Source organism: Flavobacterium chungangensis, assembly GCF_042654045.1.
Taxonomy (GTDB): domain Bacteria; phylum Bacteroidota; class Bacteroidia; order Flavobacteriales; family Flavobacteriaceae; genus Flavobacterium; species Flavobacterium chungangensis.
This window is the reverse complement of record NZ_JBHSFY010000013.1, coordinates 61,525-75,876: the sequence shown is the minus strand read 5'-3', so window position 1 is coordinate 75,876 and position 14,352 is coordinate 61,525. Positions and strand designations below refer to the sequence as shown.

At 36.1% G+C, this 14,352-nt stretch carries 10 protein-coding genes; 2 read left to right on the top strand and 8 right to left on the bottom strand.

The window, feature by feature from the left end:
- Positions 1–386: 386 nt before the first annotated feature.
- The 4 genes from ACFO3N_RS18800 to ACFO3N_RS18785 all read right to left on the bottom strand — a co-directional run bounded on the left by ACFO3N_RS18800 (position 387) and on the right by ACFO3N_RS18785 (position 6,737).
- Positions 387–1,661, bottom strand: a complete 1,275-nt coding sequence (locus tag ACFO3N_RS18800; protein ID WP_379800324.1) for an efflux RND transporter periplasmic adaptor subunit — start codon at positions 1,659–1,661, stop codon at positions 387–389.
- A 2-nt stretch (positions 1,662–1,663) separates the two neighbouring features.
- Entirely contained in the window at positions 1,664–2,947 is a 1,284-nt protein-coding gene (locus tag ACFO3N_RS18795; RefSeq protein WP_379800322.1) for a TolC family protein, read from the bottom strand.
- 238 nt (positions 2,948–3,185) lie between these two features.
- Positions 3,186–6,305 (bottom strand): efflux RND transporter permease subunit, encoded by a 3,120-nt coding sequence (locus ACFO3N_RS18790; protein WP_379800320.1) that lies wholly within the window; start codon positions 6,303–6,305, stop codon positions 3,186–3,188.
- A 108-nt stretch (positions 6,306–6,413) separates the two neighbouring features.
- On the bottom strand, positions 6,414–6,737 hold the full coding sequence (locus ACFO3N_RS18785; RefSeq protein WP_379800318.1) for a DUF6660 family protein: 324 nt from the start codon (positions 6,735–6,737) through the stop codon (positions 6,414–6,416).
- 295 nt (positions 6,738–7,032) lie between these two features.
- Between ACFO3N_RS18785 and ACFO3N_RS18780 the strand changes: the two genes are divergently transcribed.
- Together ACFO3N_RS18780 and ACFO3N_RS18775 are read left to right on the top strand one after the other, a co-directional pair.
- Positions 7,033–8,154, top strand: coding sequence for a hypothetical protein (locus ACFO3N_RS18780; RefSeq protein WP_379800316.1), 1,122 nt, complete (start codon positions 7,033–7,035; stop codon positions 8,152–8,154).
- Positions 8,155–8,166: 12 nt separating this feature from the next.
- Positions 8,167–8,931 carry a porin family protein gene (locus ACFO3N_RS18775; protein WP_379800314.1) on the top strand — a complete coding sequence of 255 codons (765 nt, stop codon included), beginning with the start codon at positions 8,167–8,169 and terminating at the stop codon, positions 8,929–8,931.
- 76 nt (positions 8,932–9,007) lie between these two features.
- Here ACFO3N_RS18775 and ACFO3N_RS18770 read toward each other — a convergent pair whose 3' ends face one another.
- The 4 genes from ACFO3N_RS18770 to ACFO3N_RS18755 are packed head-to-tail and all read right to left on the bottom strand — an operon-like array spanning position 9,008 to position 14,350.
- Positions 9,008–9,601, bottom strand: coding sequence for a chemotaxis protein CheB (locus ACFO3N_RS18770; RefSeq protein WP_379800312.1), 594 nt, complete (start codon positions 9,599–9,601; stop codon positions 9,008–9,010).
- Entirely contained in the window at positions 9,580–10,392 is an 813-nt protein-coding gene (locus ACFO3N_RS18765; RefSeq protein ID WP_320492707.1) for a CheR family methyltransferase, read from the bottom strand. The genes ACFO3N_RS18770 and ACFO3N_RS18765 overlap by 22 nt, the downstream gene beginning before the upstream one ends.
- A gap of 7 nt (positions 10,393–10,399) precedes the next feature.
- On the bottom strand, positions 10,400–10,765 hold the full coding sequence (locus ACFO3N_RS18760; protein WP_379800310.1) for a response regulator: 366 nt from the start codon (positions 10,763–10,765) through the stop codon (positions 10,400–10,402).
- A gap of 18 nt (positions 10,766–10,783) precedes the next feature.
- The gene (locus ACFO3N_RS18755; RefSeq protein ID WP_379800308.1) at positions 10,784–14,350 is read right to left on the bottom strand and encodes a response regulator; all 3,567 of its coding nucleotides are present in this window, start codon (positions 14,348–14,350) and stop codon (positions 10,784–10,786) included.
- Between the last annotated feature and the right edge of the window lie 2 nt (positions 14,351–14,352).

Below are 14,352 nucleotides of genomic sequence, written 5' to 3'. Positions count from 1 at the left end.
AGTCTCTAAGTTTTTTTTAAAGTCTGGTGGAATTAATCTCGCAAAGTCGCAGAGATGCAAAGTTTTTTTTAAGTTGGATTAAGTTAGCCTCGCAAAGACGCTAAGTTGTGAAGTTTTTTTTCTCATTTTATGTCATTTCGACGAAGGAGAAATCTCCGCTAGAAACTTCACAAAGATTGAATTCTAGGAACGGAGCTACTTGTGGAGATTTCTCCTTCGTCGAAATGACAAATAATACGTATATTCTCCATGTAAAAAACTTCGCGACTTTGCGAGATTAATTCCACTCTACCATAAAAAAACTTTGCACCTTTGCGTCTTTGCGAGCAAATTACACTCCAACATAAAAAAAACTTTGTGCCTTAGCGCCTTCGTGGCAAAACTCACTAATGCGAATGCTCCCCGCCTCCCTTCATTGCTGAAAGCAAATAAAAAGCGCCTTTTGTAACAATCTTTACTTGAGAGTCAATTTTATCAACAAATTTTACTTCTGTAAAACCTAAATCGGTTGTACCTGGAATTACTTCTACGGCTTTAAAATGAACTTCTTCCTCGTGCGCTTCTTCTTTTTCGCCTGCTTTGTGTTCGTGTTTTTCTTCTGCATGACCTTCTTCCTGAACAAAAACAAAATACTTATCAGCATTTCGAACCACGGCATCTTTTGGTAATGCTGGAACAGTGGCATTGGTAATATTAATATTCGCAGAAACGTACATTCCCGGAATCAGACCTTTCGCATCTGCAGGATCAATTTTAGCATGAACAGCAACGGTTTTACTTTCGTTAGAAAAAGACTTATTGATTCCGAAAATCTTTCCTTTAATCGATTTATTCGACTGATTGGTTAAGACAAAATCAATTACCTGACCAACAGAAATCGAACCCAAATCTTTTTCATACACATTGAGATCTAAATGCATTTGGCTATTGTCAACCACTTCAAAAAGCGAAACTCCTGTATTCGCAAAAGCACCTTTGGCAATATTGATTTTTCCAACAAAACCATTTATTGGCGATACAATTGGCACGACCGATGTTGTTCCTTTTGCATTCACATGCAAAGCATCTAATTTGTTTTTTGCGGCTTGCGCTCGGGCTCTTTCGGCCGCTAATTTGGCTTTTACTTCCTGAAAAGTCTTTCTCGGATTCACATTTTCCTCACTCAATGTTTTCTGACGATTATACTCTAACTGCAGAAATTCTACATTAGCAACAGCTGACTGATAATCTTCCTGCATTTCTATAACTTCCAAATTCTGAATCGTTGCCAGCACTTTTCCTTTGTTTACATAAGTTCCTTCCAAAACATAAATATCTTTTACTGTTCCGCCAATTAAAGTCGAAACTTCAGCAGAATTTTGCGGAGGAACTGTTGTGTAACCATTTGCTTTGATGACTTTGTTGAGGTTTCGATCTTCTACAATTCCAGTTTCAATTCCTACCGTTTTGTATTGTGATTCCGTCAAAGCCACTTCTGTAGTTTCTTTTTCTTCTTCCTGAGCTTCTTCCGCTTTCTTTTCGTTACAACTTGCTAAAGTAACCGCAAGGCATGCAATCCCGATAGCTATCGGGAGCAAGGCACGCAAGGAAATCAAACTTTGCGAACTTTGCGTTAAAATCTTTACGCTCTTTGCGGCTAAACTATTATCTATATTTTTCATGATTAATTGATTTTGATAGTTGGAAATTGAAGTTCGATAGCACTCTGATTGTAGCTGTGTGTTGCCTCGACAAATTGCTTTTTTATATCGATTGCTTGATTTAAAAAGCTGATATACGACCAGTAACTCATATCGCCGTTGGCATAACTTTTCTGAGCCGTTTCAATAATCTGATCGGCATAATGCAAGCCTTCATTTTGGAAATACGCTAAGTTTTTCTGCTGCTTTTTGAAATTGTTCTGCAATTCTTCTTTCTGCAGATTCAAAATCATTTTGTTTTTATCTAAAGCCATTTGCGACTGCGAAATACTGATTTCGGCCGCTTTGGCTTTGGTAGTATTCACACCGCCAAATAACGGAATCTGTAATCCTGCCGTAAAACCCTGAAACAGCGATTCTGTGTTGATGGTTTGTGCAAAATAACCTAATCCAACTTTTGGTGTTCGCAGTGCTTTAAACGTTCCCACTTCTTTTTGGTAAACTGAAATCTGCTGCTCGTAAAAATCGGTCATCAAAGTCTCTGCTTTTGTATTTTCCTGATTTTCTATAAAAGTGTATTGTAAAGCCGTCTTTGAATCGGGAACAATACTTTCATTTGTCTGAATGAAAAATTGCAATTGTTTCTGATAGATTGCCAAGTCGTATTCTAACTGTGCTTTTTGGGTTTCAATCTCCTTTACTTTCGCTTTAGCGCTAATGACTTCGATGTTTCCGCTTTCTCCAGTTTTAAAACGCAATTCGGCGTTCTTTAAGAACTTGGTGTAAATAGCATTCAATTCTGAATTAAGCTTCTGGATTGAAATTCCATACAAATATTGATAGTACGCCAATGTCACCGCTTTTTCAATTTCATACGAAGACAAAGCTTTTCTTTTTTCGGCCAGTTTTGCCAATTCTTCCTGCAATTGTCGATTGGCTTTAGTAATATTTCCCAACGGAAAAAACTGCTGTACCGAAACGTTATGGTCGTAATCGGCGCTATTAAACTGACCGCCTTGATATTGCACCTGCAATGGATCGGGCTGAAAAGCTGCTTTCTTGAGAACGGTTTGTTTTTCAATTTCTTTATCGGCAATTTTTAAGTCGATGTTGTTCGATTTGGCTAGTTCTATTGCTTTTTCCAGACTGATGGTTTGCTGTGCAAATGTTGCTGTACTTGCTAATAGGAATGTGCTTAACCACAAAACCTTATTTGCTAACAGCAACTTATTTAACCGCAAAGTTCGCAAAGGATGCGCGAAGTTCGCAAAGGTTATATACTCTGTTTTATATATTGAATTTTTCATTTTTATCATTTTTGTTTCACGCAGATTTAAAAAGATTTAAGCAGATAGGCGCAGATTATTATTTAAATATTCCAAAATTGATCTGCTAAAATCTGCAGGATCTGCGTGAAAAATCATTTTTTTTGTTTCTCGCAGATTGAGCAGATTTTTTCTTTTAAAATTAATCTGCGTAATCTGCGAGAGAAATTATTTTCTACACGCAGTAATAAATTATCTAATTATCAAATTTTCTCATTACCTAATTATCTTTGCGGTTAAACTTCTCCAGCAATAAATATAAAATCGGTAAAACGATCAACGTTAATAAAGTTGCAGAGATTAATCCGCCGATTACTACGGTTGCTAGAGGTTTTTGCACTTCTGCTCCGCCGCTTGTAGATAAGGCCATTGGCAAAAATCCTAATGAAGCTACCGCTGCGGTCATTAAAACAGGACGCAAACGAGTTTTGGTTCCGATAAGGATTCTCTGAAACGGATCTGAAATTCCTTCTGATTTTAATTGATTGAAATACGAAATCAGTACAATTCCGTTTAAAACTGCAATTCCGAATAAGGCGATAAACCCAATTCCGGCAGAAATACTAAACGGCATTCCTCTCAGCGAAAGCGCAAAAACGCCTCCGATCGCTGATAACGGAATCGCACTAAAAATTAGCAATGCTTGTTTGGCACTTTTAAAAGTAAAATAAAGAAGCACTAAAATTAGTCCCAAAGCAATTGGCAAGGCTACAGAAAGTCTTTTCGAAGCTTCAATTAAATTTTCAAACTGTCCGCCATACGTTACATAATAACCTGCGGGAAGTTTAAAATTTTTATCCAGTTTTGCCTGAATTTCTTCGACAACACTTTTGATATCTCGTCCACGAACGTTTAATCCAACGGTAATTCTTCGTTTTCCGTCTTCGCGAATAACCTGTACAGGACCTTGTTCGTATTCTACAGAAGCAACCTGAGAAAGGGGAACTTGCTGTCCACTAGGAAGCGGAATAAACAAATTACTCACATCGGTAATGTCTGCCCGATTGCTTTCGTCCATTCTTACCACAACATCAAATCTTTTGCTTTCGTCATAAATCTTTCCAGCCACTTCTCCCGCAAAAGACGAACGGATAATCTGGTTGATATCTGAAATATTTAGTCCGTAAAGCGCAATTTTATCGTAATCGTATTTAATGGTAATCTGTGGCAATCCTGTAACTTTATCGGCTTTCAAATCTCCTATTCCGTCGATTCCTTTTATTTTCGAAATCAATTCTGTCGCTTTGGCATCTAGGATTTCCAAATCGTCACCAAAAATCTTGATGGCAATATCAGAACGGCTTCCTGTCATTAATTCGTTAAAACGCATTTGGATGGGCTGCGAAATCTCGATATTGGCTCCAGGAATAATTTCCATTTCTTCTTTCATGGCATTGGCCAATTCTTCCCAATTACGGTATTTGCCTTTCCATTCTTTTTTGTCTTTTAAAACAATAATCAAATCCCCACTTTCAATTGGCATCGGATCGGTTGGAATTTCACCACTCCCTATTTTGGTCACAATGGTTTTAATTTCAGGGAATTTAGCTTTTAGAATCTGTTCGTATTTAGTCGTCGTTTCCACCATCTGCGTAAGCGAACTTCCCGTCATAATGGTCGCATTGATTGCCAAATCGCCTTCTTCAATTGTCGGGATAAACTCGCCTCCCATATTTTGGAAAACAATAAAAGCAAAAGCAAATAACCCGACAGCAACAGAAAGCACTACTTTTTTAAAATCTACCGCTTTTTTCAATAAAGGCGTATAACGGCTTTCTAGCCAAGCAATCATGCGATCACTGAAATTTTCTTTGTGCTCTGTTTTTTTCGAAAGAAATAAAGCACTCATCATTGGAATATATGTGAGCGAAAGAATAAATGCTCCGATAATGGCAAAACCAACCGTCATGGCCATTGGCTTGAACATTTTTCCTTCGGTTCCAATTAGAGCCAGAATTGGCAGATAAACGATCAGAATAATGATTTCTCCAAAAGCCGCGCTATTTCTAATTTTTGAAGCCGAATTATAGACTTCTTCGTCCATCTCTTCCTGCGTTAATTCTTTTTTATTTTTGAGTTTCTGCAGATGATGCATTGTGGCTTCTACGATAATTACGGCACCGTCAACTATAATCCCGAAATCTATCGCTCCGAGACTCATCAGGTTTCCGCTTACGCCAAAGGCATTCATTAAAATAACGGCAAACAGCATTGCCAACGGAATCACAGAAGCGACAATTAATCCCGCGCGAAGATTTCCTAAGAATAGTATCAGAACAAAAATTACGATTAAAGCTCCTTCTAATAAATTCTTTGCAACAGTTTTTATAGAATTGTCTACCAGTTTTCCTCTATCAATAAAAGCTTCGGCAACAACTCCTTCCGGAAGACTTTTATTAATCTGAGCCATTTTTTCATGAACTCGTTCAACAACAGCGCTAGAGTTTTCTCCTTTCAGCATCAAAACCAATCCAGAAACAATTTCTCCTTTGCCATCTTTGGTTGATGCTCCGTAACGTAGCGCAATACCTTCACGAACCTGCGCTACATTTCGAACCAAAACAGGCGAACCATTTCGGTTTTTAACTACTACATTTTCAAGGTCTTTTATTCCTTTTGCCATTCCAACACCGCGAATAAAATACGTGTATTGATCTTTTTCGATATAAGCTCCACCTGTATTTTGATTGTTCTTTTCTAAAGCATCAAAAATTTCGGTAATGGTAACTCCAAGACTATTTAGCATATTAGGATTTACAGCAATTTCAAATTGTTTGAGTTTTCCACCCCAAGTGCTAATTTCAGCAACACCGCGAACTCCCTGCAATTGCGGAATAATGATCCAATCCTGAATTGTTCTCAGTTCAATCGCGCTGTATTTGTTTTCATACCCTTTTTTGGCATATACATCATATTGGTAAATTTCTCCTAAACCTGTTGAGATTGGCGCTAATTCTGGAGAATTTACATAATCTGGAATGTTTTCTTCGGCTTGTTTTAAGCGTTGGAATATCTGTTCACGTGCCCAGTAAATATCAACATCCTCTTCAAAAACAACGGTTACAACGGATAGTCCGAAACGAGAAATACTGCGAAGTTCGATCACATTTGGAACTGTCTTTACAGCTCTTTCTAAAGGATACGTAATTAATTGCTCGACTTCTTGACTCGCCAATGTTGGTGCAGTCGTAATAATCTGAACCTGATTATTGGTTACATCAGGAAGAGCATCGAGCGGCAAATTTTTAAGCGCATAGCTTCCCCAAGCAATGAGTGCAAGGGTAAATAATAGTATGACGAATTTGTTTCGTATACTAAATTGAATGATTTTATCTAACATTTGAGTATATAATGACGTGAGAAATTAGACAATTAAATTGTCTGTAAACGTGTGGAAAGTCCACAACTCTCTCGCCCGTTTTCGATTTTTATCGAACAGGCCTAATCATTATGCTATTTGAGGGGGCTGCCAAATACTTCCGTAGAAATTGGAAATAAAAACAGAACTGTAACTTGGTAATACAATTGAGATTTGATTGTAAGTCTTAGGAAATTCAAAACTTACGGCAGAATGGTAACTTAAAACCTGTGCGCCACAGCAATTGCAGGCACAAAATGGAGAACATAAATCATTGTCTTTGTCGTGCGAATGATTGTCTTCTGAGGCAAACTGAGCTGTTTTATGCATAGCGCTGTTTACTTCCATATCGGCACATGGCATATTAGACAATGCCAACAGGTAAATTGATAATATGATTGTTATCCATTTCACAGTCGTAAAAATACAATTTATTTTTTAATTGGTATTTGACGCTGCTAATTCCTAGAATAAAAATACTGAAAAATGGTACAAAAATTATTTTAATGCCTTTTATCATTTTCTTATCATTTTTTGTCGGCGGTAAGAAAATTTCCTTAACTTTAACATTAATTAACACATTATCAAGCCTTAATCTTTAATTACAATAAAGCCAATTTAGCATACCAATAAAAAGATTCTCACAATAGCATTAGTACATATTTATTTTTCGCAGTTTAATTAATTTAACATTAAAACACTTAAATCAATGAAATGTAATACACTAATATCAGCCTTTTTATTACTATTTAGCATGCAAATTTTCGGACAGGTTTATACCGATAAAATTGTAGGGAAAAAAAATGAAGAATTAAAAGACAGCCTTAAAGTCGAAAAATACCCGTACGCCTTACCTATTTGGGGTGAGAAAGTAGCTCAAAAAGGATACAAGCTTCCCTATTCTGCAGGAGTTTCTGTTAATTATTTTTGGCAGGAATCTGAAATTGTCATTAATGATTTGAATATTGGTTTTAATCATGGCCCCCAATATAACTTGGATGAAATTGTACGATTTGATAAATCAACGGTTGAAGCTGGTGCGCTAACTATTAGACCTGATATCTGGCTGCTTCCCTTTTTAAATATTTATGGAATTTTTGGAAAAGCCAAAACGGCAACTAAAATTAATGCTGGTATTTGGGTGCCAGATGCAGATAACAATTGGTCTGAAGTCGCCAATTTTAGCACCAAAGCAAATTTTGACGCTACTACTTTTGGTATAGGTATGACACCGACAATTGGTATTGGCGGTGGCTGGCTCGCTCTGGATATGAACATGGCCTGGACTGATATTAGTTCGCTAGATAAACCTGCTTTTTCCTATGTTTTTGGTCCGAGATTAGGAAAAACATTTAAATTCAATAAACCAGACACCAATATAGCGATTTGGGTTGGAGGTTTTAGAGTTCATATTTCTGGAGATACGAATGGAGATTTGCCTTTATCTGATTTTATTGATCTCAGCAGCGCTCAGGCTAAAGTGGACAGCGGACTTCAGAAAGTATCTGACAATCAGACAAAAGTAGATGCATGGTGGGATGGTTTAACTCCGGCTGAACAAAAAAATCCAGTTAATGTAGCCAAACATAATACTGCCGACAGAGCTCTAGAAAGAGCAGGAACATTCCTTGCAACTCTAGACGGGGCATTGAGCACAGCCTCAGATTCATCTGTTCAGTATTCCCTTCAAAAAAGACCAAAAGACATGTGGAACTTCATTATTGGGTCGCAGTATCAATTCAGTAAACATGTAATGTTTCGTGCAGAGTGCGGTTTCTTAGGTTCTCGTACACAAGTATTGGGAAGTTTACAATACCGTTTTGGACTGTAATTCATCCATTATATGAAAAAGATTTTATTAATCGTTTTTGCTTTCTTTTGTATTTCCACGGCGCAGTCACAAGTTTTGATTTCCTTAATCTTTGGAGATAAACTCAACTCAGAGTTCTTAGAATTTGGTCTGGAAGGCGGTGCAAATTTTTCTACCATTTCAAACATGGGATCTTCGGCCTTAAACCCAGGATTTAATCTTGGTTTTTATTTTGACTTTAGATCAAGAAAAAATCCAGCGTGGATGATCAATACTGGAGTAATTGTAAAATCTCCTATGGGAGCAAAAGAGATTCCGGTGTATTCTCTAAACGATGAAAATCTAGACAATACTTTTGCGGGCGGACATGTAAATCGTGAAATTCGTTATTTTAATGTTCCGATATTAATCAAATACCAATTCAAAAATAATATCTATCTCAAAACAGGTCCGCAATTTGGTTTGTTAGCCAAAGCATTTGATGAGTTTAAAAACGAAATCAATAAAGATGACGTGGTTTACAAGAAAAACATTAGAGATCAAATTCATGTTATCGATGCTGGACTTGCCTTCGGTGCGGGCTATCATATGAATGTTGGAAACGGTTTAAACATCACCGTCCAATATTATTACGGACTTGTAACGGTAATGAAAGGAGACGGTCCAAATAATCAATACAACCGATCTTTGTACGTTACAGCGGGAATTCCGATAGGAAAAGGGAAAGCGGCACAGAAAAGAGCCGAAAAAGAAGCTGAATTAAATAAAGTCGTGCTTCCTGAAGATGAAAAAAATTAAGAAATTGAAGATTTTAGATTGAGGATTAACGATTTTTGATTTCTTCCATCTGAAATCAAAAATCAAAAATCGTTAATCAAAAATCAGCAATATTAATTTCTTTTATAAACTCTAAAATCTCTTCGGTTTTTAAAATAAAATCTGGCACTGTATGCAAAATTGCATTGTTAGGCATAAAAGGCATATCTGCAGAAAGCGGATTCTGTACAACGCTTATTCCACCCGCCGCCTGAATTGCTCTCAATCCTGCTGTACCATCCGAATTGGAACCCGAAAGTAGAATTCCAACTAAATTTTGACCATATATTTCTGCAGCAGACTCAAAAGAAACATCTATACTTGGCCTACTGTAGTTTATTTTTTCTGAAGTATCTAGAGACAACGTTTCTTCTTTTTCAAATAATAAATGATAATTGGAAGGCGCGATATAAATAAATCCTGCTTCAAGTTTTACTTTATCTTCAACCTCTTTTACTTTTATTTTTGATTTTAAAGCGATTAAATCTTCTAAGGTTTGTTCGTCGGAGTTTTTTCTGTGGACAACAATGACAATCGCAAAAGAAACAGGTTTTTCTATAAAAGGTAAAATCTGCAATAATGCCTGTAAACTTCCTGCCGAACCGCCAATTATAACTACTTTACAATTTGTTACTCTTTTATTTTTCTCCATATTTTCTCTTTATCAAATTGTTTGTATTTGGTTTGAGATATAGAATACTTTATAGTTTCTTTTGTTCCAAGTGCCAAAAAACCTAAAACAGCCAAGCTGTCATCAAATAGATTGACCACTCTTTTCTGCAGATTATTATCAAAATAAATTAAAACATTTCGGCACAAAATCAGATCAAATTCATTAAACGAAGTGTCAGAAACTAGATTATGCTGAGAGAAAACCATCTTCTCCGAAAGATTTTCATTAAATTTTGCAAATCCGTAATTGGCAATGTAATAATCTGAAAAATCTTCTTGTCCGCCCGCTTCACGATAATTATCGGCATAATCTTTTATCATTCTCAGCGGGAAAATACCGCTTTTTGCTGTCTCCAAAACCGTAGCGTTTATATCTGTAGCGTATAATATTGATTTGTGCAGCAAACCAGCCTCTTTGAGCATAATCGCCATCGAATACACTTCTTCTCCTGTAGAACAGCCAGCATGCCAGATTCTGATAAAAGGTTTGGTTCCCAGCAAAGGAAGAATTTCTTTTCGAAGTGTTAGATAAAAAGACGGATCACGAAACATTTCTGTAACGTTAACCGTTATTTCATCAATCATTTTTTTGCAATATTCTGGATCGGTACGGACTTTAGACAGAAATTCATGAAAATGCTTAAATCCATCCAAAGTAAATACCCTGCTTACACGTCTTTTAAGTGAGGCTCTTGAATAACTTCCAAAATCAAAACCATAATATTCGTAAACTTCATTAATGAGAGTCTCTAATTCAATATCTTCAATCATAATTCATTTAAATTTCTCCCAAGATGTGAAGTAATTTATCTACATCTACAGGTTTTGAGATGTATGCATCTGCTCCGGCTTGTAAACATTTTTCTTTATCTCCTGCCATAGCTTGCGCTGTTACGGCAACTACAAAAGTATTCTCTTGAGACGGAATGGCTTTAATGAGCGGAATGGCCTCATAACCGTCCATTTCGGGCATCATCATATCCATCAAAACGGCATCTATTGAATTGTCCTTTGCTAATATTTTTAAGGCTTCTTCAGCACTTAAACAAGACAGACAGTCAAAAGATTTTGCCTTTAAGGTATTTACTAAAGCAAAAATATTTCTAGAATCGTCATCTACAATCAATACTTTTTTCTTTTCCATGTACAGTATTTTTTAAGATTAGATTTTATCGTATAACCAAACTCGAAGCAACGATAATAACTGATCAACATCGACCGGTTTTGTAATATAATCTGAAGCTCCCGCCTTAATACATTTTTCTCTATCGCCAGTCATGGCTTTGGCCGTTACGGCGATTACGGCTAAGTTAAGAAATTTAGGATTGCTCCTAATTTTTTCTGCCGTTTCGTAACCGTCCATATTAGGCATCATCATATCTAACAATACGACATCTGTATCTGGATTTTCATCTAAAATTTTAATAGCCTCTTTTCCATCAAAAGCGGTGATAACAGTCATTTTAAAGGCTTCCAAAGCTTTAGAAAGAGAATAGATGTTTCGCACATCATCATCTACAATTAATACTTTTTTCTCGAATAAAATATTGTTTAACGAATTCAGTTTTTTACTGCTTTCTTTTCCTGTATTTCCTTCTTTCTTATTTTCTACTAAGTGAAGGAAAAGCGAAACCTCATCGAGCATTCTTTGGTACGAATGTGCTGTTTTCACGATAATAGAATCGGCATATTTCTTAATTTTCAGTTCTTCTTTTATCGAAAGACTTTTTCCTGTAAATACAATTACCGGCAGATTTTCTAAACCTGGACTTTTCTTAACTCCTTCTAGAATTTCGTAAGCCTGTTTGTCTGGAATTCCCATATCCAGAATTACGCAGTCTACTTCTTCTTTTCCTAAAGACGATAAACCTTCTGAAACTTCGCTTTTAATCTCCGAGTTAATATTATACGTTTCTAAGAAAAATGCCAATGCTTTTGCGTGTTTCGCATTATCTTCAATAATTAAAACCTTTTGCGATTCTTTGTTTATAATGTGTTCAATACGTTTAAAAACATCTGGAATTCGGTCAAAAGCAACTGGTTTGTCTAAGAAGTCGACCGCTCCTTTTAGCAGACTTTCCTGTTTCAATTTATGCGAAGACATAATGTGTACCGAAATATGTTTGGTTTGAGAATGATTTTTTAGTTCTTCCAGAACCTGCCATCCGCTTTTTATTGGAAGTTCTATATCCAATAAAATTCCGATTGGTCTATAAATCAGAGCAAAATTTAAAGCGTAATCACCTCTTACTGCCACTACTCCTTTATACCCTTTTTTCTGAGTGAAAGCCAATAATGATTTGGCAAAATTGATGTCGTCTTCTACAATCAAAATGACTTTATCACCTTCTACAATTGAATCTCTATCATCTTCAATTTCTTGCGGAATAACTTCACTGATGTATTTCGGTCTTTCCTCATCACTTTCAGTTGTGACTTCGATTTCTTCTGCATGTGGAATTTTATTTACCGAAACTTTGTTGATTGCAAATCCTAAAACGGGAAGACACAATGTAAACGTACTTCCTTCATTTACTTTACTGTGCAATACAATTTCCCCTCTCAGTAATTTGGCCAATTCACGGCTAATTGATAATCCTAAACCAGTTCCGCCATACTTGCGTTTCGTCGAACCATCGGCTTGCTGGAAGGCTTCAAAAATTAACGGCTGTTTTTCTAACGGAATTCCGATTCCGGTATCTTTTACAATAAAACAGATAATTTTATCATCGTCTGTATCTACTTTTATTTCAAGAGAAACGGTTCCTTTTTCGGTAAATTTAATAGCATTTGAAATCAGGTTTTTCAGAATCTGCTCCAAACGCATTTTGTCCGTTTTGATGACAATTGGCGCATCTTTGGCAATAATTTCAAAATTAATTCCCTTCTCTTTTGCAACCAGATGAAACAAGTTATACAGGTTATCTGTAATCTCTTTGGTCGAAACATCCAAGAATTCCAGATCCATTTTTCCGGCTTCAATCTTAGATAAATCTAGGATTTCATCAATTAAACCTAACAAACTATTTCCTGAACTCTGAATTACTTTCGCAAATTCAATTTCTTCATTGTTCATCGTTTTGTTGTTGTTTTCAGACAATAAACGGCTCAGCAATAAAATCGAATTCAACGGTGTTCTCAACTCATGCGACATATTGGCCAAAAACTCTGACTTGTAACGCGTAGTCAATTCTAAAGCTTCTGATTTCTTTTGGATCTCCGTGTTTTTTTCTTCTAATAAAACGCTTCTTTCAGACAATTCTTCATTAGTCTGTTCCAATTCTTCCTGCTGTACGCGAAGTTCTTCTTCTGAAGCCTGTAATTTTTCGGTCTGCGCTTCCAATTCTGCATTTATAGCTTCTAATTCGCTGTGCTGAATCTGTAATTCTTCTGACTGAGATTTGGTTTCTTCCAGAAGTTCCATCACTCTCTTACGATTTTGGGTTGCTTTAATCGCAATTCCGATGTTATTGGCTACCATATTCAAAAATTCAAGCTGCAAAACAGAAAATCCGTAAATACTAGCCAGCTCCACTGCACCTTCAATCTTAAAATCCATTAATGGCAAGGCCACAATATGTGTAGGTTTTATTTCTCCCAGTGCATAATTGATTTGAATATCATCTGGAGAAAGCGTTTTTAGTTCTAGCATTTTTCCAGAAACAATAGACTGACCAATTAAGCCCTCGCCTTTCTTGATTCTTTCTCTGTTTTTGCTCGGTATATAACTGTAACCTCCTGTAACTGTCAATTCCTCTCCATCAATCACATACAAAACTCCGGCACTGCTGTTGGTATATTGGCATAAAAATTCGATTACATCTTTGGATAATTTCTGGATTGTTTTTTCTCCCAGCATTTTATCGTTCAAAGTTGCAACACCCGATTGAAGCCATTCTTTTTGAGATAATAATTCGAAAGAATCTTTTAATGAATCTTTCATATTATGAATGGATGCGCCCAAAGCTCCTAAAGTATCTGATTTTCTATCGTCTATCTGAACATCATAATTTCCTTTAGAAATTTGCGTTGCGATACCACTTATTACATCAAGTCTTTCAGCTGTTTCTTTATCTTTTCTCTCTAATTCCAGTTGCAATAACGTTCTCTCGTTGTAATCCTTCAGAATTCTGATTAGGAAAACAATAGAAATAAGAAAGGCTATAAAGAAAGCAACAGCAATTAAAGCTAAACTATAATTTCCGTATCGTTCTGAATTTGAGTTGCGCTCTGCTAAAAGTTTTTGTTCTGTATTTTCAACTTTCCTAACGATCGCCTTAATCTCGTTCATCATATTTCTGCCTTCATTCAAATCAAAAATCAGCGTTTCTTTGCTTAAACGTTTTTTGACAATCTGATTGTTTAGATATTTAAAGAAACCGGAACGTTTAGAGCGTAAATCTTCTAGTAATTTTTTCTGCGAAGGATTGTCAGACGTAAGTTCGTCCAACTTATCAAAATAAGTATTTGATTTCGCTTCAGCATCATTAAAACGATCCACAAACTGCTCATCGCCTGTAAGCAGATAACCTCTCATACTGGTCTGGGCTTCTATAATAATTGAGGAACCTTCATTTAGGTTATATATTACATCCTGAGTATGGTTTACCCAAAAATTACTGTTTAGTAGACTTTTAATACTAATAAAAGAGGCAACAGAACTAATCGTAAGTACAAGCAGTGAAACTAGTGAACTGATTAATAAATTTCTTTTAAAATTACCATTCATAT